Source organism: Pseudarthrobacter sp. KH_020_B, from assembly GCF_057840185.1.
Genome location: NZ_CM174506.1, coordinates 1,739,828 through 1,764,986 on the forward strand (window position 1 = coordinate 1,739,828; position 25,159 = coordinate 1,764,986).

24 protein-coding genes are annotated in these 25,159 nt (G+C 65.6%); 22 read left to right on the top strand and 2 right to left on the bottom strand.

Annotated elements, in window-relative coordinates:
• Positions 1-33: 33 nt before the first annotated feature.
• On the bottom strand, positions 34-1,128 hold the full coding sequence (locus AC3IT0_RS08150; protein WP_489323223.1) for a polyprenyl synthetase family protein: 1,095 nt from the start codon (positions 1,126-1,128) through the stop codon (positions 34-36).
• Positions 1,125-1,652, bottom strand: coding sequence for a hypothetical protein (locus AC3IT0_RS08155; protein ID WP_489323224.1), 528 nt, complete (start codon positions 1,650-1,652; stop codon positions 1,125-1,127). Before AC3IT0_RS08155 ends, AC3IT0_RS08150 begins: the two co-directional genes overlap by 4 nt.
• Before the next feature lie 140 nt (positions 1,653-1,792).
• On the opposite strand from AC3IT0_RS08155, the gene dinB reads away from it, so the two are divergent.
• The 22 genes from dinB to AC3IT0_RS08265 all read left to right on the top strand — a co-directional run bounded on the left by dinB (position 1,793) and on the right by AC3IT0_RS08265 (position 25,131).
• Positions 1,793-2,950 (top strand): DNA polymerase IV, encoded by a 1,158-nt coding sequence (gene dinB, locus AC3IT0_RS08160; RefSeq protein ID WP_489323752.1) that lies wholly within the window; start codon positions 1,793-1,795, stop codon positions 2,948-2,950.
• Positions 2,951-3,213: 263 nt separating this feature from the next.
• Positions 3,214-3,588: a DUF3040 domain-containing protein gene (locus AC3IT0_RS08165; RefSeq protein ID WP_489323225.1), complete on the top strand. Its 375-nt coding sequence runs from the start codon at positions 3,214-3,216 to the stop codon at positions 3,586-3,588.
• A gap of 395 nt (positions 3,589-3,983) precedes the next feature.
• Positions 3,984-4,412 carry a division/cell wall cluster transcriptional repressor MraZ gene (mraZ, locus tag AC3IT0_RS08170; RefSeq protein ID WP_489323226.1) on the top strand — a complete coding sequence of 143 codons (429 nt, stop codon included), beginning with the start codon at positions 3,984-3,986 and terminating at the stop codon, positions 4,410-4,412.
• Positions 4,413-4,581: 169 nt separating this feature from the next.
• A complete protein-coding gene (gene rsmH / locus AC3IT0_RS08175; RefSeq protein WP_489323227.1) occupies positions 4,582-5,574 on the top strand; it encodes a 16S rRNA (cytosine(1402)-N(4))-methyltransferase RsmH in 993 nt (330 codons plus the stop codon).
• A complete protein-coding gene (gene ftsL, locus AC3IT0_RS08180) occupies positions 5,571-6,278 on the top strand; it encodes a cell division protein FtsL (RefSeq protein WP_489323228.1) in 708 nt (235 codons plus the stop codon). Before rsmH ends, ftsL begins: the two co-directional genes overlap by 4 nt.
• Before the next feature lie 56 nt (positions 6,279-6,334).
• The gene (locus AC3IT0_RS08185) at positions 6,335-8,137 is read left to right on the top strand and encodes a peptidoglycan D,D-transpeptidase FtsI family protein (protein WP_489323229.1); all 1,803 of its coding nucleotides are present in this window, start codon (positions 6,335-6,337) and stop codon (positions 8,135-8,137) included.
• Positions 8,138-8,226: 89 nt separating this feature from the next.
• Positions 8,227-9,867, top strand: coding sequence for a UDP-N-acetylmuramoyl-L-alanyl-D-glutamate--2,6-diaminopimelate ligase (locus tag AC3IT0_RS08190; protein WP_489323230.1), 1,641 nt, complete (start codon positions 8,227-8,229; stop codon positions 9,865-9,867).
• Between the two features lie 6 nt (positions 9,868-9,873).
• Positions 9,874-11,340 (top strand): UDP-N-acetylmuramoyl-tripeptide--D-alanyl-D-alanine ligase, encoded by a 1,467-nt coding sequence (locus AC3IT0_RS08195; protein ID WP_489323231.1) that lies wholly within the window; start codon positions 9,874-9,876, stop codon positions 11,338-11,340.
• The gene (gene mraY / locus AC3IT0_RS08200; protein WP_489323232.1) at positions 11,337-12,446 is read left to right on the top strand and encodes a phospho-N-acetylmuramoyl-pentapeptide-transferase; all 1,110 of its coding nucleotides are present in this window, start codon (positions 11,337-11,339) and stop codon (positions 12,444-12,446) included. The genes AC3IT0_RS08195 and mraY overlap by 4 nt, the downstream gene beginning before the upstream one ends.
• Positions 12,428-14,005: a UDP-N-acetylmuramoyl-L-alanine--D-glutamate ligase gene (murD, locus tag AC3IT0_RS08205; RefSeq protein WP_489323233.1), complete on the top strand. Its 1,578-nt coding sequence runs from the start codon at positions 12,428-12,430 to the stop codon at positions 14,003-14,005. The genes mraY and murD overlap by 19 nt, the downstream gene beginning before the upstream one ends.
• A 2-nt stretch (positions 14,006-14,007) precedes the next feature.
• Entirely contained in the window at positions 14,008-15,381 is a 1,374-nt protein-coding gene (gene ftsW, locus AC3IT0_RS08210) for a putative lipid II flippase FtsW (RefSeq protein WP_489323234.1), read from the top strand.
• Positions 15,382-15,387: 6 nt separating this feature from the next.
• Positions 15,388-16,488, top strand: a complete 1,101-nt coding sequence (gene murG, locus AC3IT0_RS08215; protein ID WP_489323235.1) for an undecaprenyldiphospho-muramoylpentapeptide beta-N-acetylglucosaminyltransferase — start codon at positions 15,388-15,390, stop codon at positions 16,486-16,488.
• Complete coding sequence (gene murC, locus AC3IT0_RS08220) at positions 16,485-17,861, top strand: UDP-N-acetylmuramate--L-alanine ligase (RefSeq protein WP_489323236.1); 1,377 nt, start codon at positions 16,485-16,487, stop codon at positions 17,859-17,861. The genes murG and murC overlap by 4 nt, the downstream gene beginning before the upstream one ends.
• Complete coding sequence (locus AC3IT0_RS08225; RefSeq protein ID WP_489323237.1) at positions 17,854-18,777, top strand: cell division protein FtsQ/DivIB; 924 nt, start codon at positions 17,854-17,856, stop codon at positions 18,775-18,777. The genes murC and AC3IT0_RS08225 overlap by 8 nt, the downstream gene beginning before the upstream one ends.
• 187 nt (positions 18,778-18,964) lie before the next feature.
• A complete protein-coding gene (ftsZ, locus tag AC3IT0_RS08230) occupies positions 18,965-20,197 on the top strand; it encodes a cell division protein FtsZ (protein WP_489323238.1) in 1,233 nt (410 codons plus the stop codon).
• Positions 20,198-20,205: 8 nt separating this feature from the next.
• Positions 20,206-20,895, top strand: coding sequence for a purine nucleoside phosphorylase YfiH/LACC1 family protein (locus tag AC3IT0_RS08235; RefSeq protein WP_489323239.1), 690 nt, complete (start codon positions 20,206-20,208; stop codon positions 20,893-20,895).
• On the top strand, positions 20,888-21,628 hold the full coding sequence (locus tag AC3IT0_RS08240; RefSeq protein ID WP_489323240.1) for a YggS family pyridoxal phosphate-dependent enzyme: 741 nt from the start codon (positions 20,888-20,890) through the stop codon (positions 21,626-21,628). The genes AC3IT0_RS08235 and AC3IT0_RS08240 overlap by 8 nt, the downstream gene beginning before the upstream one ends.
• 88 nt (positions 21,629-21,716) lie before the next feature.
• Positions 21,717-22,247, top strand: coding sequence for a cell division protein SepF (locus AC3IT0_RS08245; RefSeq protein WP_489323241.1), 531 nt, complete (start codon positions 21,717-21,719; stop codon positions 22,245-22,247).
• 120 nt (positions 22,248-22,367) lie between these two features.
• Positions 22,368-22,655, top strand: coding sequence for a YggT family protein (locus AC3IT0_RS08250; protein ID WP_489323242.1), 288 nt, complete (start codon positions 22,368-22,370; stop codon positions 22,653-22,655).
• Between the two features lie 177 nt (positions 22,656-22,832).
• Positions 22,833-23,528, top strand: a complete 696-nt coding sequence (locus AC3IT0_RS08255; RefSeq protein WP_489323243.1) for a DivIVA domain-containing protein — start codon at positions 22,833-22,835, stop codon at positions 23,526-23,528.
• A 93-nt stretch (positions 23,529-23,621) separates the two neighbouring features.
• Entirely contained in the window at positions 23,622-24,212 is a 591-nt protein-coding gene (gene lspA / locus AC3IT0_RS08260) for a signal peptidase II (protein ID WP_489323244.1), read from the top strand.
• A complete protein-coding gene (locus tag AC3IT0_RS08265; protein WP_489323245.1) occupies positions 24,205-25,131 on the top strand; it encodes an RluA family pseudouridine synthase in 927 nt (308 codons plus the stop codon). Before lspA ends, AC3IT0_RS08265 begins: the two co-directional genes overlap by 8 nt.
• The last annotated feature ends 28 nt before the right edge of the window (positions 25,132-25,159 follow it).

The window sequence follows — 25,159 nt, forward strand, 5'->3', positions numbered from 1 at the left end:
GGCCCGGAGGTGGCCACGACGCGGACGCCAACGTCACGATGCGCGGCTAACCGTCGCTTCCGCCAGCTTCCGCAGGGCTGTCTTGGGCAGTTCGTCCAGCGGCAGCTGTTCCAGCGCGTCATACGCCGCGGCGCCGAATTCGTTGATCAGCACTTCAGTCGCCTGCAGCGCCCCCGACTCTTCGATGATCCGGCGGATCTCGGCCACATCGGGATCGCCCAGGTCAGGGCTGCCAAGCTTCGCGTCGATAAACGCCGATTCTGCGGTTGATGCCTGGCCCAGCGTGAGGGCAATGAGTACGGTCCGCTTGCCTTCGCGGAGATCGTCACCTGCCGGCTTGCCTGTAGTAACAGGGTCCCCAAAGACGCCCAGGACGTCGTCGCGCAGCTGGAACGCCTCGCCCAGCGGCAACGCGAAGGCCGAGTAGCCACGGAGCAACTCGTCCGGGGCGCCCGCCAAGGCGCCGCCAAGCGCCAGTGGGTGCTCAGTGGAATACTTGGCGGACTTGAACCTGATGATGGACTGTGCCCGCGTCACTGCTCCGGCCCGGTCGCGGACAGGGCCGGCCACTTCCTCCAGGATGTCGAGGTACTGACCCGCCATCACCTCGGCACGCATCAGGTTGAAGATCAGCCGTGCCCTGCTGCCGGCGGCTGCCTCTCCGCCGATGTCCGTGAAGGCCTCCTCGCTGAACGAGAGGCACAGATCCCCGGTGAGGATGGCGGCTGCATGCCCAAACCGCTCGCTGTCCAGCGCCCAGCCCTGCGCGTGGTGCAGCTGGCTGAAGCGGCGATGCACGCTGGGCCCGCCCCGCCGCGTGTCCGAGCGGTCAATGATGTCGTCATGGATCAGCGCCGCTGCCTGGAAAAGCTCCAGGGCCGATCCCGCCGTCACGATTTCCTGGGCGGCCGGCTCGCCGCCGGCCCCGCGCCACCCCCAGTAACACATAAGCGCACGGAGCCTTTTGCCGCCGGTCACCAGGTTGGAAATGGAACCCATGATGGGATCGATATCGGGTGAAATGGCGGCCATGAGGGATTGCCGCGTGGTGAGGAAGTCTGTCAGCTCACCGGCGACGGCGGCGACGAACGCAGTCTGCTCAATCCTTAACTGCTCCGAAACGCTCACTTGGCTGACTCAGCAGCCACGTTGGCGCCGATAGTGAACGTGGAGACACCGGCCGCTTCGACGGCGGCGATGTTGACCGTCTCGGAGTCGTTCCGGACGAAGTCCTTGGAAGCAACGGCGCCCACGGCGTCGCCGGGGACGGCTTTGAATCCCTGCGCCTCCAGGTGCTTTGTGTAGAAATCCACGACGGCGGCAGTCGGGGCGTTGATGCTGGCCACGAGTGCCGCGGTGGCGGGCGTTGACGTCTTGTCAAAGCTGCTTGAAATCACCGTGGCGCTGGGCATCACGGGGAGCAGGGTTTCCGGGAAACCTGCGACGATTGTCCCAACAGTGGCGGAGGTTCCAGGCGACGCCGTCGGGCTTGCGGACGCGGTGATGCTGGCGCCGCCCGACGCTGGCGCGGAGGTAACCGAGGAGGAAGACGTCGCTCCGGGCTCCGCGGGGCTGCAGGCGGCGAGGGCCAGCATTGCGCCCGCGGCCAGTGCCGCTAATCCTGTTGGCTTAAGACTTCTCATGACGGTCACAGGGACTGTCCTCCTGGTGTTGATGCCGGATTCAGCCTCCAGTTTAGTCAGTACCAGCCGATACAATTGCCGGTGTGGGGCCTGAGCGGAACAACCAGTACACCGAAGCGGGTCTTCGTGAGCTCCGGCGTAACTGCATCATGCACGTGGACATGGATGCGTTCTTCGTCTCAGTGGAGCTTCGCACGCGGCCGGAACTCCGCGGCAAACCCGTGATCGTCGGATTTCCTGCGGACCGCTCAGTGGTCCTGTCCGCGTCGTATGAAGCACGCGCCTTCGGGGTGAAGTCCGCCATGCCCATGGTGGTTGCCGCCCGGATGTGCCCAAAGGCCGTCATCATTGAACCGCGCCACAAGCTGTACTACGAGGTTTCCGCCCAGCTGATGGAAATCTTCGAGTCCATTACCGATCTGGTGGAACCACTAAGTGTCGACGAAGCCTTCCTGGACGTTGGCGGCGCTATCCGGCGGTTGGGACCCCCGCGCGCAATCGGTGAACTGATCCGACGCCGGGTCGCTGCCGAACTGGGCATTACAGCCTCCGTGGGCATCGCGGCCAGTAAGTTCGTAGCCAAGATTGCTTCTACGCGTTGCAAGCCGGACGGGCTGTTGCTGATCGGACCCGACGAGACGGTGCCCTACCTCCACAGTCTGCCCGTCGGGGCCTTGTGGGGCATCGGCGCGAAGACCACGGACGTCCTTGCCCGGATGGGCATCCGGACCGTGGCGGATGTGGCGGCCACGCCGGTGTCCTCCCTTAAGAAAATGCTGGGTGCTACCGGTGAACACGTCTACCGGTTGTCGTGGGGGATCGATCCGCGGCCCGTGACGCCCGTGCGGCTCGAGAAGAGCATCGGGGCTGAAGAGACGTTCACCGTGGACACCGGCGATGACGCCCTGATCGCCCGGGAGCTGCTGCGGCTTTCCCATCGGACGGCAGGACGGCTGCGGAGCTCGGGGATGGTGGCACGGACGGTGGCGTTGAAACTGCGCTATGCCGATTTTTCCACCATCACCAGGAGCCGCACTGTCCACACCCCCGTGGACAGCGCCCAACTGATATATGCCGTGGCCATCCAGCTGCTTGAATCATTGGGGAGCCGTCCCATGACCGTGCGGCTTGTTGGCATCCGGGCCGAGCAGCTCGAAGACACCGCCCACACGTCCCTCCAGCTGAGCCTTGACCGCCGGGATGACAACTGGCGGGCAGCAGAACAGGCCCTGGACGAGGTCAGCCGAAAGTTCGGAAACAAGTCCGTCCTCCCCGCCAGCCTGCTGGATTCCGGGAACGGGTCTTAGCAGGACGCCGGCGCCTTGCGTACTTGGTTCAGGGGGTGATGGCCGTCTTTCAGAACGGCCCCCGACAAACTATCCTTATATGTACATAGTTTTCAGTTATTGCCGGACTTCTTGGACATGCTGCAGTTCCAAAGGCCCGCATGCCGGTGTTCGCCTTCCGCCATCGTCGGCGGGGCGGGAACCTCCCGGGCATGTCGGTCGTTATCGGAGCAGTAGTACGGGATGGGACCAGCCCGGACGTTGGCCTACTTAAGGAGGTCGTGATGCCGCTCTCGGAGCACGAACAGAAGCTGCTGGAGCAGCTGGAGAAGCAGCTGCACGAGGACGATCCGAAGTTCGCGAATTCCATGGGTTCGGACCCTGGGCGAACGTGGTCCACGCGTCACATCGTGATTGGGGTGCTCTGCGCCCTCGCGGGGATCGCCCTGCTCCTGGTCGGCGTTACAGTCCAGAACATCTTCGTCGGTGTCCTGGGCTTCGTGGTTATGGGCGGCGGTGTGTACTTCGCCACAATGCGTAGCGCGTCCGGCGGCAAGCAGCGCTCCGCACCGGGTACAGGTAAGTCCGGAAAGCCCCGGAGTTCCTTTATGTCCAGCCTGGAAGAACGTTGGGACGAGCGTCGCCGCGACGACTCCTAAGGCAGTGCCTGCCGGTAAGGCTCCACGGCCATAGGCGCCGTGCTGTCCTCCATTTCCCTCCCTCGGTCAGGATGACCGCAGCAGAAGACCCGCCCCGGCGGGTTTTCTGCGTTTAACCCAGGGGACCGCGGATACGCCGCCCGCGTCAGATGAGAGCCCGACGGCTGCCTGGCGCCGCCGTCGGGCCGTTATGGTTCGAGCCAAATCGGCGCCGGGCCCTCCACTTCCATCCACCTCCTGCCCTCGCGCCATTTGGGGGACATACGCCTGAAGTGGGGGAATATTGGCCTGATTTGCGTTGACTGTGGTGGAAAGTGGAGTAATGTGGAGGACATAAGAGGGTAGTTGCAACACAGGGGATGTGCAGTTCCTGACGGCAGACAGGCGGTGGGCCAGTGTTTCTGGGCACCCACTCGCCACGTCTGGACGAAAAGGGCCGAATTATCCTCCCCGCGAAGTTCCGTGAGGAGCTTGCCAGCGGACTTGTTCTCACCAGGGGACAGGAACGTTGCATCTACGTCTTCAGTGAGCAGGAATTTGCACGTGTCCACGAGCAAATGCGGGAGGCGCCCATTTCCTCCAAGCAGGCCCGGGACTACATCCGCGTCTTTCTCTCTGGAGCCTCGGACGAGGTACCTGACAAGCAGGGGCGCATAACCATTCCGGCCGCGCTCCGGGAGTACGCAGGCCTCGGCAGGGAACTGGCCGTTATCGGCGCAGGAACCCGGGCCGAGATCTGGGACGCCCAGGCCTGGAACGAGTACCTCGCGGAGAAGGAGACCGCCTTCGCCGAAACCGACGATGCCATTCCGGGGATCCTGTGATCACCTGAACGGCCCGGCGGAACCGCTTCTTGAACGAGATCTCCAGCCGCCCATCGGACAGTCAACCTGGCTCACTTCCCCGGAGCCAGGCGGGCAGGACGATAGGCGCGGATGGGGATCTGGCTCAAGAAGTTGCACACCAACACCCACGGCAGGAAAGGACGAAGGCATGAACGATGACCCGAAGCCAACGTCCGAACGCCATGTACCGGTCCTCAAGGACCGGTGCATCAATTTGTTGGCCCCCGGCTTTGAAGCTGCCCGCCTCCGAGGTGAAACCCCCATCGCCATTGACGCGACCCTCGGCATGGGCGGCCACTCCCAGGCCATGTTGGAGCGTTTCCCCGATCTGCACCTGATCGGGATCGACCGTGACGAGGAAGCCCTGGCCCTGGCCGGGGAGCGGCTGGCGCCCTTCGCGTCCCGCACGGACCTGGTCCATGCCGTCTACGACGAAATCGCCGACGTCCTCGAAGACCTGGGCGTGGCGCAGGTTCACGGCATCCTGATGGACCTGGGCGTGTCATCCCTGCAGCTGGACGAGCGTGAGCGTGGCTTCGCCTACTCCTTTGACGCCCCGCTGGACATGCGGATGGACACCAGCCGCGGGCAGACCGCAGCGGATGTGGTCAACAACTACAGCGAAGAGGATCTCGTCCGGATCATCCGGAAATGGGGCGAGGAGAAGTTCGCCGGCCGGATCGCCAACAGGATTGTCGCGGCGAGGACTGTCAAGCCTTTCGCCACCACGGGGGAACTCGTGGAACAGATCCGCTCCGTGGTTCCGGCGGCGGCCGCCAAATCGGGCGGCCACCCTGCCAAGCGGACGTTCCAGGCACTGCGCATCGAAGTGAATGAGGAACTCGACGTGCTGGAGCGGGCTGTTCCTGCAGCCGTCGCAGCAACGGCCCTGGGCGGACGCATCGTGGTGATGTCTTACCACTCCCTCGAGGACAAAATCGTCAAATCAGTTTTCCAGGCTGGCTCCAAATCCTCCGCCCCGCTCGGATTTCCGGTGGAACTTGAGGAACACAAGGCCTTCCTCAAAACCCTGACCAAGGGCACCGAGGTACCCACCGCGGTCGAGATTGCAGAAAATCCGCGCGCGGCCTCCGCAAGGCTGCGGGCCGTGGAACGAATCAGAGCCAGGAGAGAAGCATGAGCACTGCCGCCGTCAAGAACTTCCCGGTCGTCTCCGGCAGCAGCGCCCCGGCAATCAGGTCGCTTTCCTCTGGCACCGGCCGCAGGGAACGCACACCCCTGTCTGTGGTGCGTTCCGCCCCCAAGAAGCGCCGCGCGCCGTTTGTAGTCATGTGTTTCGCCCTGCTCGCCGTTGCGCTCGTCGCCGTGCTGGTTCTGAACATCTCAGTGTCCACCTCCCAGTACCAGCTGGTGGAACTGAGGGGCAAGCAGAGCACACTGACCAAGCAGAACCAGGACCTGACACAGCAGGTCCAAAACTTCGAGGCTCCCCAGAACCTGGCAGCCAAGGCCTCAGAGTTGGGCATGGTACCTTCCACAGTCAAAGGCCAGATCGACCTCTCCACCCTTGCCGTCACGGGCAAGGCCACGCCGGCGGTGAAGGGTGGCCCGGCTGGATCGGTTATCCCTGCTCCAGCCGTCGAGGGAGTCCTCACAGTAGTTCCCCCGCCAACGACCTGGGAGCCGCTGGCGAACCGCAAGCCGGCTGCCAAGGAACCGGCCCCTGCAGCGGCAGCCCCGGCAGCGGCACCTGCCGCCGCAGCATCGCCAGCAGGGGCCCCGCCGGCTGAGGCGCCCGCTCCACCCGCACCTGCCGCGGAGCTCCACGGCGGCTCGGTTCCGGCCCCCGAACAGAAGGCGCCGGGGCAGCGGGGCAACCGCTGAAAAGCGGCCGGTCAGGGACCAAAACACGCAACAAGGCGAGCAGCAAGGGAATCACGGTGGCGCAGAGGACCGGCAAGGCAAAAAGCGGCAAGGCTCCTAACGCCACCAAGCGGCTGCGCCTCGGCCTGGGCCTTATGCTGACGCTGCTGCTGGTGGTGGGTGGCAAGCTCTTCTTCGTCCAAGGGCTCGACGTCGGCGGGATGGCCGCGGCTGCGCTCGACTACCGGATGCGCGAGACTTCCCTCCCTGCCGAACGCGGCAGCATCCTGGACGCCGATGGGACCGTCCTGGCCAACAGCGTGATCCGCTACAACGTTGTGGTGGACCAGCAGTTGAACACCAAGACGGACACTTTCACACGCTTTGAAAACGTGGATGGCAAGGAAAAGATCGTGGAGGTCTCCCGGGAGCAGGGCTGGCGGGAGCTTGCCGCTGCCCTGGGCATGGACCTCGACGCCGTCCGCGAGGCAGTCACCGGCGACCAGCGCTATTACATTGTGGCCAAGGACCTCAAGCCGGACGTGGAGCTCAGGGTCTCGGAACTCAGTATCCCCGGCATCGTCACGGAGGGCGTCAGCAAACGCGTCTACCCGAACGGATCCGTGGCCGGCGGTATTATCGGGTTCTTGCAGGACGGGAGTACCGGCCAGGCGGGGATCGAGCAGACCCAGGACGGGCTGCTGCGCGGCAAGGACGGCAAGCGGCTCTTCGAGATCGGCGCCGATGGTCTCCGGATTCCTGTCGGCGTGGATGAGCTGACACCGCCGGAGGACGGCAAGGACGTCAAGCTCACCCTCAATTCTGATCTCCAGTACTTCGCCCAGCAGGCGATCCAGAGCCAGACGGACAAACTCGGCGCCGAGTGGGGCGTCATCATCGTGATGGACGCCAAGACCGGCAACCTGATTGCCATGGCCGACACCAACGCGCCGGACCCGAACGACCCCGGCAGGGTAGCCGCCAAGGACCGCGGCGTCCGCTCCGTGACCGCTGCGTATGAGCCCGGCTCCGTGCAGAAGATGATCACGGCAGCCGCCCTGATCGAGGAAGGAAAGTCCGGCCCGCTGGACACTTTCACGCTCGGACCTTCATACACAGTGGACGGCCAGACCTTCACGGACTCCTTTACCCATGGCACCGAAGAGCGCACCCTCGCCGGCATCCTGGGCTGGTCCATGAACACTGGCACCGTGGCGGCCGGCTCGCGGCTCACCAAGGACCAAAGGTACAACTGGCTGCAGAAGTTCGGGATCGGCGAAGCTCCCGACATCGGGCTGCCCGCCACCGCCTCCGGCATCCTTACCCCGGCGGACCAGTGGGACGGCCGCCAGGAATACACGGTGCTGTTCGGCCAGGGTGTGTCGCAGTCCACCCTGCAGACGGTCCGTGCTTTCCAGACGATCGCCAACAATGGTGTGATGCTCCAGCCGCGCCTGATTGACGCGTACGTTTCACCGGACGGAACGGAGGAAGCGGTTGCCCCGCAGCCTTCCCGGCAGGTGGTGTCGGACGGCACCGCCCAGCAAGTCCAGGACATCCTGGAAAGCGCGGTGACCGAAGGCCAGATCAAGGACGCCGCGATCGACGGCTACCGGGTGGGGGCCAAGACCGGAACCTCTGAATCGCCGTGCGACGACGGGAAGTCAGGGTTCTGCGGCTACACCGCTTCCATCGTGGGTATGGCACCGATGGACGACCCGCGGTTTATTGTTGAGGTTGTACTGCAGCGTCCGAAGGGCAGCATTTACGGCATCACACAGGGTCCGGTTTTCCGTTCAGTCATGAGCCAGGCCCTGCGCACTTACAACGTCCAGCCGTCCACGGGCGAACCGGCCAGGCTGCCGCAGTACGCCAAGTAGCATCAAGCCAGGCCGCAGTTCCCCCAACGCCCGCAGCGGGAGCAGCCTCCCGCGGGCACGATCCACTAGCACCACCATCGGAGATTCCCTTGTCAGAGCAGAACGCATCAGCCAGCAACGCGGGGGCGGCCGGGGAACCAGCCCCCGCGCGATTCAGGCCCACGGCCGTTGCAGCCGTCCGCCTGGACACGATCGGCGACGCGATCGGTGTGCGGGTCCCGGGCGCCTCCGCTGCCGTCAGCGTCACGGGAATTTCACTGAACTCGCGAACCGTGGAACAGGGCGACCTTTATGTGGCGCTGCCGGGGGCTTCCCGCCATGGCGCTGACTTTGTGTCGCAGGCGGTCGGCAGGGGAGCCGTGGCAGTCCTGACTGACGACGCCGGTGCGCGCGTGCTTGCGCTGTCAGCGGACACCGCCGTCCCCATCCTGGTGGTGGACGGACCGCGCAACGTGGTGGGGCCGCTGTCCGCCATGATCTACCAGAGCCAGCCAACGGCTGGCCGGCCGCTGCGTTTGTACGGTGTGACGGGAACAAACGGCAAGACCACCACCACGTACTTCATCAACGCCCTGCTCCGTGCGCTCGGACAGCAGACCGGCCTGATCGGAACCATCGAAATACTTGCCGGCGGTGAACCGGTTCCCAGCCTCCTGACCACCCCCGAGTCACCGGATCTCCACGGCCTGCTCGCCCTCATGCGGGAGCGTGGACTGGACGCCGCGTCCATGGAAGTCTCCTCCCACGCCGTGTCCTTCCAGCGGGTTGACGGCGTGCTCTTCGACGTTGCCGGTTTCACGAACCTGACCCAGGACCATCTGGACCTGCACGGAACCATGGAGGACTACTTCGCCACAAAGGCGGAACTGTTCACGCCGGACCGTGCCCGCAAGGCTGTGGTGACGGTCGACGACGTATGGGGCCGCAGGCTTGCCGCCACGGCTCCGATCCCGGTCACCACCCTCTCGATGACGCCCTCCGGAGCTCCCGCCGACTGGGCCGTGATGGACACAGCCGCGCGCGGACTGGGAACCGACTTCAGCCTGCAGGGACCCGACGGCGTCAGCCTCAACGTCCACACCGGCCTGCCTGGCAATTTCAACGTGGCCAACGCAGCGCTGGCCACGGTCATGGTCCTGACCAGCGGGCTGGACGCCGCCACCGTTCAGGCCGCCCTGGACCACCACGACCCCTTCACCGTGGCTGTACCGGGACGCATGCAGCTCGTCTCCGAAGAACCGGCGGCCGTTGTGGACTTCGCCCACAACACTGATGCGCTGGCACGCGCGCTGGAAGCGGTCAGGTCACCGCTGCCCGGCTCCCGGGTGATCGTGGTTTTCGGAGCAACCGGACAGCGCGACCAGGGCAAGCGGCCAGCCATGGGGGCCGTCGCCGCAAAGCAGGCCGACATCGTCATCGTCACGGACGACGACCCCCACGATGAGGACCCTGCGGCCATCCGGGCAGACGTGCTGGCGGGCGCACGGTCAGCGCGCGAACAGGAATCGGCGGAGTGTGTCATCGAAGAGGTTTATCCCCGCGACGCCGCCATCCGGCGCGCCGTCGAACTTGCCGGTCCGGAGGACACCATCCTGGTGGCCGGCCGGGGGCATGAGGTCTGGCAGGAAGTCAAGGGGGTCAATCTTGCACTGGATGACCGCGTGGAACTGCGGAACGCCTTGACAGCCAGGGGATTCACCGTTCTCCGACACGACCGGATAGAGTCCTAGACCGAGATGATTGCACTTACTGCGGCGGAAATCGCCGATATCACACACGGCCGCCTGGACGCCGATCCGGGGATCACGCCCCTTTCGGTGGTCACTGATTCGCGGGAGGCTGCCGCGGGGTCGCTGTACGTGGCGAAACCTGGCGAGCACGCCGATGGCCACGACTTCGTTGACGCTGCCTTCAGCCGCGGTGCGGTGCTGGTCCTCGCTGAGCGCCCCGTCACGGGACCGGACGGCACCAACTATCCGGCTGTCCTGGTTGAGGATGCCGTGCTGGCCATGGGCGCGCTGGCCGCCGAAGCGGTCCGTCGGATCCGCCTGGCCCGCTCGGCCGCAGGCGAAGCCCTGACCGTTATCGGAATCACCGGTTCCGCCGGAAAGACCACCACCAAGGACCTCCTCGCCGGCATCCTCACCCGGCAGGCCGCCACCGTTGCCCCGCAGGGGTCCTACAACGGCGAGGTGGGCGTGCCGCTCACCGTCTTCCGCGCCGACAGCGAAACGCGGTTCCTGGTGATCGAGATGGGCGCCACCGGGATCGGGCACATCCGCTACCTGGCCGACATGGTGAAGCCTGACATCGGCGTCGTCCTCGGCATCGGCACTGCCCACGCCGGGGAGTTCGGCGGCGTGGAAAATATTGCCCAGGCCAAAGGCGAACTCTTGGAGGCCCTCGGCGACGGTGGCACCGCCGTCATCAACCTCGACGATGACCGCGTCGCTGCCATGCGCAGCCGCGCAGGCGCCACCGTGCTGGGCTTCTCGGCCGAAGGACGCGCTGATGCCACCGTTCGGGGCGAGAATCCGGACACAAACGCCGAGGGCAACCCGGAATTCGACCTCGTCCTTCCCGGCGGCGAAACAGGCCTGCACGTCAGCAGCCGCCTCATCGGCGCCCACCACACCGGCAACCTCCTCGCCGCAGCAGCTGCCGCGCACGCGGCCGGAGTATCCGGCAAGGACATCGCCGCATCGCTGAGTACACAGTCAGCAGCAAGCCGGTGGCGGATGGAACGCACCGAACGTGCTGACGGCGTGACCATCATCAATGACGCCTACAACGCCAACCCTGAGTCCATGCGGGCTGCCCTGCGCACCCTGGCCGACCTGGGCCGCGGACGGCGCACGTGGGCCGTCTTGGGCGCCATGCTGGAACTGGGACCTGATTCAATCCGTGAACACACTGTTGTGGGCACACAGGTGGTCCGCCTGAACATTTCCCGGCTGGTCGTCGTCGGCCGCGAAGCCCGCGCACTTTACGTTTCCGCCGTCCAGGAAGGTTCCTGGGGCGACGAATGCGTCTTTGCCGAAACCGCCGAGGACGCCTACGTGCTCCTGAACGCCGAGCTTGAGCCCGGCGACCTGGTGCTTTTCAAGTCGTCCAACAGCGTTGGACTGCGGCACTTGGGCGATCGGATAGCATTACCCCCACAATCCACGGAACCCACCGATGAAGGGAGCGAGCTGCTGTGATTGCACTACTTATCGGCGCAGGACTTGCCCTGCTGTTTGCCTTGGTGGGAACGCCGCTGTTTATCCGCTTGCTTGTCCGCAAGAGCTACGGCCAATTCATCCGTGATGACGGACCCACCTCCCACCACACTAAACGCGGTACCCCCACCATGGGCGGCACCGTAGTGGTGGGCGCGGTCCTGCTCAGCTACGGACTGACCCACCTCATCATGTGGCTGATGAATCCGGCCTCCGCCGGCCCCTCGGCGTCGGCCCTGATCCTGCTCTTCCTGATGGTCGGCATGGGGCTGGTGGGCTTCCTGGACGATTTCATCAAGATCTCGCGCCAGCGCAGCTTGGGGCTCGACGCCAAGGCCAAGCTCATCCTCCAGGCGGCGGTAGGCATAGGCTTCGCCATCCTGGCACTGAACTTTCCCGACCCGGACGGCCTGACGCCGGCCTCGACCAAAATCTCCCTGGTCCGTGACATTCCCTGGCTGGACCTGGCCTTCGCCGGCACGGTGGTCGGCGCAATCCTCTTTGTCCTCTGGTCCAACCTGATCGTCACGGCGGCAACCAACGGCGTGAACCTGACGGACGGCCTGGACGGTCTCGCTGCCGGAGCCTCGGTCATGGTCTTCGGCGCCTATACCCTGATGGGAATCTGGCAGAACAACCAGGCGTGTGGATCACCTCGGGAAGCCGGCAGCGGCTGCTACTCCGTCCGCGATCCCCTGGACCTGGCGCTCCTGGCAGCCATCCTGAGCGCAGCCCTCGTGGGCTTCCTCTGGTGGAACACCTCCCCGGCGAAGATCTTTATGGGTGACACCGGGTCATTGGCCATCGGCGGCGCGATCGCCGGTTTCGCCATCCTGTCACGTACCGAACTCCTGCTGGGCATCATCGGCGGCCTGTTCGTCCTGATTACCCTGTCCGTCATCATCCAGGTGGGCTACTTCAAGGCCACCGGCGGTAAACGCGTCTTCAAGATGGCGCCGCTGCAACATCACTTCGAACTCAAGGGTTGGGCAGAAGTCACCGTGGTGGTCCGGTTCTGGATCCTGGGCGGACTCTTCGTGGCAGTGGGCCTGGGTGTCTTCTACGCTGAATGGGTGGTGCTCCTGTGACTGTTTCTTCCCGCCTGGAAAACCTGGTCAGCTGGGATTCTGATTGGGCTGGGCTGCGCGTTGCAGTCACCGGCATCGGAGTCTCCGGGTTCGCCGCCGCAGATACCCTCATCGAACTCGGTGCCCGCGTGGTGGTGGTGGACGCGGCCACGTCCGAGACAGCCAAAGCACAGGCCGACACCCTGAGAATCGTCGGCGCGGTGGATGTGCTCCTGGGCGACGACGCCGTCAACAGGATCCCCAAGATCGATGGCAGCTTCCCCGAGCTCATCGTGACCTCCCCGGGCTGGCGGCCGGACCAGGCGCTCCTCGCGGCCGCTGCACGCGCCCACATTCCGGTCTGGGGCGACGTAGAGCTTGCCTGGCGCCTGCGGGTCCGGGACGGGCACAAAACCGCCGACTGGCTGACCATTACCGGGACCAACGGCAAAACCACCACCGTGGGCCTGACGGCGTCGATGCTGCAGGCCGCCGGCCTGAAGGCCATCGCGGTGGGCAACGTGGGCACCCCCATCCTGGACGCCCTCCGCGACCCCGTGGAGTACGACGTCTTCGCGGTTGAACTTTCCAGCTTCCAGCTGCACTGGGCCGAATCGCTGTCGCCGCTGGCCAGCGTCTGCCTGAACGTGGCTGAGGACCACGTTGACTGGCATGGTTCCTACAATTCCTACCTCGCCGACAAGGCAAAGGTCTACGCGCGGACCCAGAAGGCGTGCATCTTCAACGCGGAGCAGATCGAGACCGAACGCATGGTCGAAGACGCCGACGTTGAGGAGGGCTGCCGTGCCGTCGGCTTCACCACTCTCACGCCGGCCATCAGCATGCTCGGCGTGGTGGAAGGCCTGCTGGTGGACCGTGCGTTTATCGAGGAACGCAAGGACAGCGCCGCCGAGCTGGCGTCGATGGCCGACCTGGGGCAGTTTGCCCCCCGGCACATGGTGGCCAACGCCCTTGCGGCTGCAGCCCTGGTCCGGGCCTACGGTGTGGATGCGAAGGCCGTGCGCCAGGGCATCCAGGATTACGTCCCCGGCAACCATCGCATCCAGCCCGTCGCCAAGGAAAACGGCGTGCTCTGGGTCAACGATTCCAAGGCCACCAACCCGCACGCGGCCGCCGCGTCGCTGGCCACGTTTGAGAACGTGATCTGGATCGCGGGTGGCCTGTCCAAGGGCGTCAGCTACGACCACCTGGTCCGGGACCACGCCGCCCGGCTCAAGGCTGTGGTGCTCATCGGTACGGACACCTCCGCGCTTGCCGACGCCCTGCAGCGACACGCGCCGGATGTCCCCGTGATCACGACGCCGGCGGGCGACACTGAAAACATGCAGACTGCCGCAACGGGCGGAGCCACCACGGGCAGCTCGCCGGATTCCGGTGCGGCCGTGATGTCCCGGGCCGTTGCGTCAGCGGCGCAGCTGGCGGCATCAGGCGACACCGTGCTGATGGCCCCGGCAGCTGCTTCCATGGATCAGTTCTCTTCCTATGCTCACCGCGGCGACGCCTTTATTGAAGCTGTCCGCGAGCTGGTGGAAGGGCAGGCCCAGACCGGCGAGGAGTAACGATGGTCAGCACGCCCACCCGGACGCCGGCCGCACGGCCGCGCGCCGGGAAACCCGCTTCGCCCGCCAAGCCCACCGTCACCCTGCCGGCCAAGATCCGGGGCTGGTACCGGGCCTTCTGGTCCACGCTGGAAGGAACCGGCACCTCCAGGAACGGTTCAACGTACTACCTGATCCTTGGTTCCACGCTGGCTCTGACCGCCATCGGCATCATGATGGTGCTCTCGGCCTCGAGCGTCGAATCCATCGCTGCCGGAAAGTCTCCCTACGGGGACGCCCTGAAGCAGGGGATGTTCGCCGCCATCGGCATCTTCACCATGTTTGTCCTCTCGCGCATCAACGTGGTCTGGCTGAAGCGCCTGGCCTGGCCGGGGCTGGGCGCCGCGCTGGTCCTCCTGGTGCTGGTCCAGGTCATCGGTGACGAAGTCAACGGCAACAAGAACTGGATCGACCTGGGCGGCATCACCTTCCAGCCCTCCGAAGCGTCCAAGCTGACGCTGGCGCTGTGGATGGCCACCGTCCTGGCCAGGAAAGGGAAGCTGCTGCGGCGCTTGGGCCATGTGCTGATCCCTGCCGGGCCGCTGGCCGGTGGCGTGATCGGGCTGGTCCTGCTGGGCAATGACCTGGGCACGGCCATGATCATCATGATGATCACTGCCGCCGCCCTCTTCTTCGCCGGCGTGCCGCTGTACGTATTCGGGTTCGCCGCCCTCGCGGCTGCGGCCGGCACAGCCGTCATGGCCATTACCAGCTCAAACCGCATGTGCCGCATCACCTCGTGGTGGACGGGGCAGTCCTGTGCCGACGGCATTGACGCCAACTACCAGGCCACCAATGGCCTCTATGGGCTTGCCTCCGGCGGTTGGTTCGGCGTGGGCCTGGGCCAAAGCCGGCAGAAGTACAGCTGGATCCCGGAAGCCCACAACGACTTCATCTTCGCCATCATCGGCGAGGAACTCGGCCTGGTGGGCACCGTCGTCGTGCTTGTCCTTTTTGCCATCCTCGGCGCCGCCATCTACCGCGTAGTGGTGGCGCAGGAGGACATGTTCCACCGCGTGCTGGCCGGCACCATCATGGTGTGGCTGCTGGGGCAGGCCACGGTCAACATGGCCGTGGTGACCGGGCTGATGCCTGTGATCGGTGTGCCGCTGCCGTTCATTTCCTATGGCGGCTCGGCACTCCTGATGTCGCTCTGCGCCGTGGGCGTGGTGCTCTCGCTCGCCCGTGAACAGATGGCGCCTGCCCTCCGGCCGAAAAAACTGCTCAAACTCGGCGCCAAGAAGGCCGGGGGAGCCACCGGCCGCAAACCTGCCGGCCGCAACACCGCCGGCCCCAAAATAACCGGCCCGAAAACAACCGCAAGAAAGCGTTCGTAGCACCAGATGACTTCCCAGAACCTGTCCATTGTCCTTGCGGGCGGCGGAACCGCCGGCCATATCAGCCCCCTGCTGGCCATCGCGGCCGCCCTGCGTGCCGCCGCGCCCGGGGCCAGGCTGCTCGCCGTGGGCACACCCGCCGGCATGGAAACCCGGCTGGTGCCCGCCGCCGGCCTGGAACTGGCCACCATCGACCGCGTGCCGTTTCCGCGGAAACCTTCCGTTGACCTGCTCAGGCTGCCCGCACGGCTGGCCGGGGCGGTCCGGCAGTCCGGACGCATCCTCGACGACGCCTCGGCCGACGTCCTGGTGGGCGTCGGTGGCTACGTCTGCACACCGCTGTACCTCGCCGCCCGGCGCCGGGGAATCCCCATCGTGATCCATGAGGCCAATACCAGGCCTGGCCTTGCCAACCGGGTGGGATCGTTCCTGACCCGTCACGTGGCTACCGCCTTCGATACCACGCGCCTGCGGCACGCCCGCCACGTCGGCATGCCGATGCGGACCGAAATCTCCAGCCTCGACCGGGACGCCGGCCGTGCCGCCGCACGCGTTGCCCTGGGCCTGGACCCGAGCACGCCCACACTGATTGTGACCGGCGGTTCCTCCGGGGCCCAGAGCATCAACCGCGCGGTGGCCGCCGCCGTCCAGGACCTTGGCGCGGCGGGAATCCAGACACTCCACATCACCGGCCGCGGCAAGACCGTTTTGGGACCCGACGGCGGCCCGCTCGCCGCACCGGGATACCGGCAGCTGGAGTACGTGGACGGCATGGAACGGGTGTATGCCGCCGCGGACGTGCTGCTGGCGCGGTCCGGCGCAGCCACGGTCTGTGAAGTGGCCGCCGTGGGTGTACCCGCAGTGTTTGTCCCGCTGCCCATCGGCAACGGCGAGCAGGCGCTCAACGCGGCGGGGCTCGTGAACGCCGGCGGCGCACTGCTGGTCCAGGACAAGGCCTTCACCGCGCAGTGGGTGGCGAGCCAGCTCATCCCCCTGGTCACCGACCCCGCCCGCCTTGCCACCATGGCCGCCAGTTCGCGCCGCCTTGGCATCAGAAACGCCGATCAGCGCATGGCTGATCTTGTCCTGGAAGCGGTATCCGCATGATCCCCGCAAGCATCCGCAGCCAGGAGTCCCTGGGCCGTGTCCATTTCATCGGCATCGGCGGCGTGGGAATGTCCGCCGTGGCCCGCATCATGGTGGCCCGCGGCGTCGCCGTCAGCGGGTCCGATGCCAAGGACCTTCCGGTGATGGCGGAGCTGGCTGCCGCCGGCGCGAGGATCGCCGTCGGATACGCCGCAGCCAGCCTGGGCGATGCCCAGACCGTGGTGGCCGGCTCGGCGATCCGTGCGGACAATCCCGAACTGGTGGCAGCGCGTGCCGCCGGGCTGCCCGTGCTGCACCGCTCGGAGGCACTGGCGGCCACCATGGGGGACGACCTCGTGGTGACCGTGGCAGGTACCCACGGCAAGTCCACCACCACGTCCATGATCACCGTCCTGCTCCAGGGTGCCGGGATGGATCCGTCGTTTGCCATCGGTGCCAATGTGCCTGCGCTCGGCGTCAATGCCGCCCACGGTTCGTCAGGGGTCTTTGTGGCCGAAGCGGACGAATCCGACGGGTCCTTCCTGAACTACCGGCCAAAGATTGCCGTGGTCACCAATGTCGAACCCGATCACCTGGACCACTACGGCACCGCCGAGGCCGTCTACGAATCCTTCGACGCCTTTACGGCGCTGCTTCCGGCCGACGGCGTCCTGATTGCGTGCGCTGATGACGCCGGCGCCGCAGCCCTCGCAGAGCGGACGCTCGCACGCGGCAACACGCGCGTGATGCTGTACGGCACAACGGACGGGTCGGACCTGGTACTGCACGACGGCGGCCCGGGTGACGTAGCGGTCTCCTCACCCGCCGGGCGGTTCGCCTTGGACCTGCAGGTCCCTGGCCGGCACAACGCGTTGAACGCCGCCGCCGCCGTCGCCGTCGCGCTGGAGTTGGGGGTCGACGCCGAAGCTGCCGCGCGTGCCCTGGCGCACTTCTCGGGCGCGTCCCGGCGCTTTGAACTGAAAGGGGAGGCGCGCGGCGTGCGCGTCTATGACGACTACGCCCACCACCCCACCGAGGTCCGGGCCGCACTGACGGCTGCACGGTCCGTTGCGGCCGGGCACCGCGTCCATGTCCTGTTCCAGCCGCACCTCTTCTCCCGCACCAGGGAGTTTGCCAGGGAGTTCGCAGAAGCGCTGAACCTCGCAGACACCGCCCTGGTCCTGGATATTTACCCCGCGCGCGAAGATCCCATCCCTGGGGTCACCAGCCAGCTGATTGCCGAACACCTTGCTCCCGGTGGACGCCTGGTGGAATCGGGCGGGGCGGTTGCTGCCCTAACGGACGCCGCCGGGCCCGGCGACATCATCCTGACCGTCGGGGCAGGGGATGTCACGGCCTTCGGACCGCAGATCGTGCAGGCGCTCGGTGGGTAGTCCGCGCCGGCCCACCTACGCCTCGCCGGGCAGGCGGCAGCCTCCTGCGCCGGCGGAACCGGAGGTTATTTCGGCCTCCAAAAGAGCCCCGGAAGCGTACGCGCAGTCTTTGCCCGGCCGTAAAAAGGCCAAGGACGCGGACCGCAAGCGGTCCGCGGACAGGGCATCAGCAGGCAAGGCGCCGACGGGCACCGACAATGTGCTGGCCTTCCCGGAGCCGCCCGGCAAGCGACGCAAGCGGAACATCCTGGTGACCCTGGGCATTGTCCTTGCCCTGGTCTGCGCGCTGCTGGCCGCCGCGATTTTTTCGCCGGTCCTTGCCGTAGGCACCGTCTCGGTATCCGGGACCCGGCTCGTGACCACGGAACAGGTCCAGTCCGCACTGGAACCCCTGAAGGGCAAACCCCTGCCCCAGATCAGCGATGAGGAGGTCAGCCGCCTCCTGGCGCCCCTCGTCCAGATCAAGTCCGTCTCAACCCAGGCACGGCCGCCGTCCGGGCTGGCGGTCCAGGTGCTGGAGCGGGTTCCGGTGGCCCTGGTCAAGCAGGGGGAGCAGTACCAGCTGGTGGATGTGGACGGCGTAGTGCTGGCCAGCCCTGCGGACCCGGCCACGGTGGCCCTGCCCGTGATCGACGGCGGCGCCGGAACCATCGGCAAGGACCTCTTCCAGGCCACCGCAGCAGTCCTCGGTGCACTCCCGCTGGACGTGCTGTCGAAGCTGTCCAACGCCTCCGCCCAGTCCGTGGACGCGGTGGAGCTCAAACTGGTGGACGGTCAGACCATCATTTGGGGGAATGCGGGGGAGAAGGAGCTCAAGGCCAAGGTGCTGGAAGCCTTGCTCAAGGTTCCCGCGGACCCGAAGAACCCCGTGCGCGTGTACGATGTGAGCGCGCCCCGGCATCCCGTGACGCGCTGAACGCTTCATTTACCCGGTATTCCCGCGACACGCGGCTCCGGTTATTGAATGTCCGAACCATAGGAAATAGCGTTCCAGACATGAGTTACTTGACATAACTATAACCTTCAAGTCAAAGGTTAAGGTTCGAAGCTTCAAGCCCGACTCCACAGTTTTCGCAATAGGACACGAACAAGGGACACGTAACGTGGCAGCTCCGCAGAATTACTTGGCCGTCATCAAGGTCGTCGGCATCGGCGGCGGTGGCGTGAACGCAGTCAACCGCATGATCGAGGTCGGCCTCCGGGGCGTTGAATTCATCGCCATCAACACAGATGCCCAGGCGCTGCTGATGAGTGACGCCGACGTCAAACTCGACGTCGGACGTGAGCTGACACGTGGGCTCGGTGCCGGTGCCAATCCCGAGGTGGGCAAGCAGGCTGCGGAGGACCACGCCGACGAAATCGAAGAGGTCATCCGCGGCGCGGACATGGTGTTTGTGACCGCTGGCGAAGGTGGCGGCACGGGCACCGGTGGCGCCCCCGTCGTGGCACGCATCGCCCGGTCCCTCGGAGCGCTGACCATCGGTGTGGTGACCCGCCCGTTCACGTTCGAAGGCCGCCGTCGTGCGGGTTCTGCAGAGGCGGGCATCGACGCCCTCCGCGACGAAGTGGACACGCTGATCGTCATCCCTAACGACAGGCTCCTGTCCATCAGCGACCGCAACGTCTCCGTCCTGGACGCTTTCCGTTCCGCTGACCAGGTCCTGCTGTCCGGTGTCCAGGGCATCACGGACCTCATCACCACGCCCGGCCTGATCAACCTCGACTTCGCGGACGTCAAGTCCGTGATGCAGGGCGCGGGCTCCGCGCTGATGGGCATCGGCTCCGCCCGCGGTGAAGACCGTGCGGTGAAGGCTGCTGAGCTCGCCATTGCGTCGCCGCTGCTGGAAGCCTCCATCGACGGTGCCCATGGTGTCCTGCTCTCCATCCAGGGCGGTTCCGATCTCGGCCTGTTCGAAATCAACGAAGCTGCCCGCCTGGTCCAGGAAGTGGCGCACCCCGAAGCCAACATCATCTTCGGTGCCGTGATCGACGACGCACTCGGTGACGAGGCCCGTGTCACGGTCATCGCCGCCGGTTTCGACGACGTCAAGGCCACCTCTCCTTCCATGGACCAGTCGCAGCCGCACGTTGCACCGCAGCGGCCCGCAGCGGCGCCCGCGCCGGCCCAGGCACCCACCTCCGGTGGCAGCCACGAGCACCGCGTCCAGCCGGTCCACGCCGGAGTCGGCGCGTCAGGCCTGAGCAACTGGGGCCAGCAGCGCCCGTCGGCCGTCCCCGCCGATTCAGGTTTCGACGTCGACCTGCCCTCGGTAGTGGAGCCGGACCTCTCGGGGAACCGCGTCGATGACCTGGATGTCCCCGACTTCCTGAAGTAGGGCCCGGGTTGTTCTATTGGCGGGCTGAGGTCACTGCTGGCGTGAGTGTGGCGTTCACAGACACCCAGGCCGGCAATCTTGCCCTGCATATCGGGGATGACGCCGTTGACGTTCTCCAGCGCCGCGAGGCGTTGGAGAACGCTGCCGGCATGGCCCGTGGCTCCCTCCGGTTCATGGCGCAGGTCCACGGCAACGCCGTGGAAATGATGGAGCCGGCCACGCCTGCGCCGACCGCCGATGCCATGGTGTCGCGGGGGCTGCCGCTTGCGGTGATGGTGGCCGACTGCATTCCGGCGGTACTCGTGGGGGAGGGATCAGGCGGTCCGGTCCTCGCCGCGGTGCACGCTGGCCGCCCGGGGATAGAAAACGGCATTCTCCCGGCGGCAGTGGAGCGGATGCGCTCCGCCGGGGCCATAGGCATCCGTGCCTGGCTGGGCCCGTCAATCTGCGGGCGTTGCTATGAGGTGCCGGCCGAGCTGCGCGCCCAGGTGGCTGCGCACGTGCCGGCGACATGGGCTGCCACGTCCTGGGGCACGCCCGCGCTGGATCTGCCCGCGGGGGCGAAGAGCCAACTTGAAGCTGCCGGCGTCGTCATCGAATATGCGGGTCCGTGCACGCTCGAGAACCACGACCTCTTCTCTTACCGCAGGTCCAACACCACCGGGCGCTTCGCGGGACTGGTGTGGTCGCATGAATGAGGGCACCTTGGAGGACAACACGGCACGGATGGCTGATCTGGCGGAGCGCCTCGCCGCCGTGCAGCGGCGCATTCAGGCCGCCCTCCAGGATTCAGGCCGGGCAGGGGAACAGGCCACGCTGATTGTGGTCACCAAGTTCCATCCCGCCGCGGACATCAGGCGCCTGGCTGCGCTGGGCGTCCGTGACGTCGGCGAGAACCGGGATCAGGAGGCCTCCTCGAAGGCGGCCGAACTGGCAGGGCTCGGACTCAACTGGCACTTCGTGGGGCAGCTGCAGGGCAAAAAAGCGAAATCCGTGGCGAAGTACGCCCATGCGCTCCATTCCGTGGACCGGCTGGCCCTGGTTGATGGCCTGGAGCGTGCCATCGCGGCGGAACAGGATCGGACAGGCCGGGGAGCCCTGGAGTGCTTCATCCAGGTCAGTCTCGACGACGACGCCGGCGCCCACCGCGGCGGCGCGGCCGCGGCGGAGGTACCACTCCTGGCCGAGCGGCTGGCGGCCGCCGCAGGACTGGAACTGGCGGGCGTTATGGCTGTCGCCCCGTTGGGCGCCAGCCCGGAGGCGGCGTTCGAAAAGCTGGCAGCCATCTCGGCGAACTTGGTAGCGGAGCATCCCGGCGCAACGGCCATCTCGGCGGGCATGAGCCAGGACCTGGAAGCGGCCATCCGTTTCGGTGCGACACACCTGCGAATCGGTTCCGATATTCTCGGATCGCGTCCTGACGTGGGGTAGCGTCAAACCCATAGGAAGTGAATGGCGGGGGATTCAATGCTGTCAAGTCATTGGGCGGCCCGCCTACGGACACGATTAGGAGTCGACCATGGCCGGCGCTCTGCGCAAGACAATGATCTATCTTGGGCTCGCCGACGGCGATGAACACTACGAGTCCGAGCACACCACAACACGTAAGGACGAGGACGATTCCGTGGAAGTTGACCGCGAGGAACGCCGTGCACCGGCACCCGTCCGCGATGTCAGCCGCGAATCATCACACGCCCCCGAAGAGGAATACCGCGCACCAGTGACCCCCATCAAGCGTGCGGCCTCGAGCCGCGAAGAACCGTCCGGGCTTCGGCAGATCACCACGATCCACCCGCGGTCCTACAACGACGCCAAGCTCATCGGTGAGAGTTTCCGGGACGGCATCCCCGTCATCATGAACGTAACCGACATGGGCGAAGCGGACGCCAAGCGTCTCGTTGACTTCTCGGCCGGCTTGGTTTTCGGACTCCGGGGCAGCATCGAACGGGTCACCAACAAGGTTTTCCTGCTGTCACCGTCGTACATTGAGGTCATTGGCGATGACAAGAAGGTCAGCGAGACCCAGGCCAGCTTCTTCAATCAAAGTTAGCCCTGAGCTTATTCCGGATGCCAGACAGGTACACCTGTCTGGCATCTGTGCTGAAATAGACAAGAAACATTGGCAGGGCACCGCGGTATCCGGAATGGACATGGAGATATGAGTTAAGTCATGGGAATTGTTTTCGGACTTGTCTATATCGCCCTTTTGCTGTTCTTCGTGGCGCTGATCATCCGGCTGGTCTTTGACTGGGTCCAGATGTTTGCCAGGCAATGGCGGCCGCGTGGTGTTGCCCTCGTGGCGGCCCACACGGTGTACTCGATCACCGATCCGCCACTCAAAGGGCTTCGGAGGGTGATCCCGCCGTTGAGGCTCGGAGGGGTGACCTTGGACCTCGGTTTTCTGGTCCTGTTCATCGCCGTCAGCATCGCGATGGCGGTCATCAGGGGTTTCGCGTAATCTTCGACAAGACCTAGCGGCGCAGGCGAAGTTCCTGGAAATGGAACTCCCTCTGGGGCGCGAAGAAATCTCCGGTTTGACACCCAGTGTTGAATTAGAGGAACCAGACAATATTTAGGTACCGTAGTTTTGACGGCCGGAAGGCCTACTGACTAACTAGACCAATGAGGTGACCAGATGGCTTTGACGCCAGAAGACGTTGTCAACAAGCGCTTTCAGCCGACCAAGTTCCGCGAAGGCTACGACCAGGATGAGGTTGATGACTTCCTGGACGAGATCGTTGTGGAACTCAGGCGCCTGAACCAGGAGAACGACGAGCTCCGCAAGAAGCTTGCAGAATCAGGTTCCGGCGTGCCGGCCAGCTCCGCTGCGTCCGCCCCGGTGGTCGAGAAGGTTCCCGCGCCCGTCAAGGCTGACAAGGTTGAGGCCCCGGCGAAGGCCGAGGTCGAGACGAAAGCTCCCGACGCCGCCAAGAAGAAGGAAGCCGAGCCGGTAGCACCTACTGCAGCCGTCCCGGCTGCCGCGCCCGCCGGAGCCAACGGAAGCACGGTTTCGGCCGAGTCCGCTGCCGGACTGCTCGTCATGGCGCAGCAGATGCACGACCGTCACGTCGCCGACGGTCAGTCCCAGAAGGACAAGATCATCGCCGAGGCCCAGATCGAGGCCAGCAGCCTGGTCAACGATGCCCAGGAGAAGTCCCGCAAGATCCTCGGCGCCCTCGAGCAGCAGCGCTCCGTCCTGGAACGCAAGGTAGAGCAGCTCCGCGGCTTCGAACGCGACTACCGCTCACGCCTGAAGGCCTACATTGAAGGCCAGCTGCGCGACCTTGACGCCCGCGGTTCCGTGGCGGCCCCTGAGGTTGAAGCGAACTAGTTCGTCAAGCACGTATTCTGAGAACCGGTGGCTGAGGATTCCTCGGCCGCCGGTTTTCGGGATTTAACATCGGTTTTACAAAATGAAAGCACCATGACTGACCACCTCGCCGCTGACGCCGCAAACCCCTCTCCTTCATCGGCCCGCCCCCGGCGGGCACTCCTGCTCTCGCTCTTCGCCGGCTTTGCGGTCTTTGCGTACGTCCTGGACCAGCTGACAAAACTGTGGGTGACGTCCTCGATGGTGGAGGGTGAACGCATCCCGGTGCTGCCGCCGCTCCTGCACTGGTACTTCATCCGCAACTCCGGCGCCGCATTTTCGATTGGGGAAAATGTCACCTGGGTGTTCTCCATCATCATGGCCGGCGTCTCCATCGCCATCCTGTTCCAGGTGCGTAAGCTGGGCTCGGCCTGGTGGTCGCTGGCACTGGGCCTGCTCCTGGGCGGGGCCCTGGGCAACCTAACGGACAGGCTCTTCCGGGAGCCCTCGTTCGGCATGGGGCACGTGGTGGATTTCATCCAGCTGCCCAATTTTGCGATCTTCAACATCGCCGATTCCGCGGTGGTCTCGGCCGTGGCCATCATTTGTATCCTCACGCTGAGGGGGATCGCCCTTGACGGTTCACGCCACGTCGCGGCGCCACGGAAAGAGGCGGCGCAGCCGAAGGACACGGACGATGTCTGAGCGTGTGGTGGTCGCCGACGAATTCGGCGGAACGCGGGCGGACGCCGGACTCGCCAAGCTGATGGGGATTTCCCGGTCATTGGCCGCGACCCTCATTGCCGAAGGCAACGTGGTGAGCCGCGGCAAGAAACTCGGAAAGTCCGCGCGGTTGGTTGCCGGCGATGTCCTGGAAGTGACGGTGCCTGAACGACGGGACCCGCTCGAAGTGGTGGAGGAAGTTGTGGAAGGCCTGAAAATCCTGCTGGACGACGACGAATTTGTCGTTGTGGACAAGCCGGTGGGCGTTGCCGCGCATCCTTCGCCCGGCTGGGTAGGGCCCACAGTAGTCGGCGGTCTCGCCGGAGCCGGCTTCCGGATCTCGACGTCGGGTTCTCCTGAGCGGGTGGGGATCGTGCACCGGCTCGACGTCGGCACGTCCGGGGTGATGGTGGTGGCCAAAACGGAGCGTGCCTATACGGCCCTAAAGCGGGCCTTCAAGGAGCGCACCGTGGATAAGGTGTACCACGCGGTGGTCCAGGGGCTCCCGGATCCACTGGAGGGCACCATTGACGCACCAATCGGGCGCCACCCAGGACACGACTGGCGCTTTGCCGTGATCGAAGACGGCCGGCCGTCGATCACGCACTATGAGGTGCTGGAGGCTTTTGGCAAGGCCACCCTGGTGGAGGTGCACCTTGAGACAGGGCGCACGCACCAGATCCGTGTCCACTTTTCAGCATTGAGGCACCCATGCGCCGGAGATCTTACCTACGGGGCGGATCCTCGGCTCGCCGCCACCCTCGGCCTGACCCGGCAGTGGCTCCATGCCCGGCAGCTCGGCTTCGACCACCCGGCAACGGGGGAGCGCGTGACCGTCACCAGCGAATACCCGCAGGACCTGGCCTATGCCCTCGAAGTCCTGGAGTCGGGGGACGCCTAGCTGCTGGGTCGCTGGGCCCTTGGCGGTC

What these genes read in the sequence shown, in the direction of transcription:
- dinB (WP_489323752.1), top strand. Translation starts at nt 1,793, where the DNA reads ATGCACGTGGACATGGATGCGTTCTTCGTCTCAGTGGAGCTTCGCACG.
- AC3IT0_RS08165 (WP_489323225.1), top strand. Translation starts at nt 3,214, where the DNA reads ATGCCGCTCTCGGAGCACGAACAGAAGCTGCTGGAGCAGCTGGAGAAG.
- rsmH (WP_489323227.1), top strand. Translation starts at nt 4,582, where the DNA reads ATGAACGATGACCCGAAGCCAACGTCCGAACGCCATGTACCGGTCCTC.
- ftsL (WP_489323228.1), top strand. Translation starts at nt 5,571, where the DNA reads ATGAGCACTGCCGCCGTCAAGAACTTCCCGGTCGTCTCCGGCAGCAGC.
- AC3IT0_RS08195 (WP_489323231.1), top strand. Translation starts at nt 9,874, where the DNA reads ATGATTGCACTTACTGCGGCGGAAATCGCCGATATCACACACGGCCGC.
- murD (WP_489323233.1), top strand. Translation starts at nt 12,428, where the DNA reads ATGGGTGGTGCTCCTGTGACTGTTTCTTCCCGCCTGGAAAACCTGGTC.
- ftsW (WP_489323234.1), top strand. Translation starts at nt 14,008, where the DNA reads ATGGTCAGCACGCCCACCCGGACGCCGGCCGCACGGCCGCGCGCCGGG.
- murG (WP_489323235.1), top strand. Translation starts at nt 15,388, where the DNA reads ATGACTTCCCAGAACCTGTCCATTGTCCTTGCGGGCGGCGGAACCGCC.
- murC (WP_489323236.1), top strand. Translation starts at nt 16,485, where the DNA reads ATGATCCCCGCAAGCATCCGCAGCCAGGAGTCCCTGGGCCGTGTCCAT.
- AC3IT0_RS08240 (WP_489323240.1), top strand. Translation starts at nt 20,888, where the DNA reads ATGAATGAGGGCACCTTGGAGGACAACACGGCACGGATGGCTGATCTG.
- AC3IT0_RS08245 (WP_489323241.1), top strand. Translation starts at nt 21,717, where the DNA reads ATGGCCGGCGCTCTGCGCAAGACAATGATCTATCTTGGGCTCGCCGAC.
- AC3IT0_RS08250 (WP_489323242.1), top strand. Translation starts at nt 22,368, where the DNA reads ATGGGAATTGTTTTCGGACTTGTCTATATCGCCCTTTTGCTGTTCTTC.
- AC3IT0_RS08255 (WP_489323243.1), top strand. Translation starts at nt 22,833, where the DNA reads ATGGCTTTGACGCCAGAAGACGTTGTCAACAAGCGCTTTCAGCCGACC.
- lspA (WP_489323244.1), top strand. Translation starts at nt 23,622, where the DNA reads ATGACTGACCACCTCGCCGCTGACGCCGCAAACCCCTCTCCTTCATCG.
- AC3IT0_RS08265 (WP_489323245.1), top strand. Translation starts at nt 24,205, where the DNA reads ATGTCTGAGCGTGTGGTGGTCGCCGACGAATTCGGCGGAACGCGGGCG.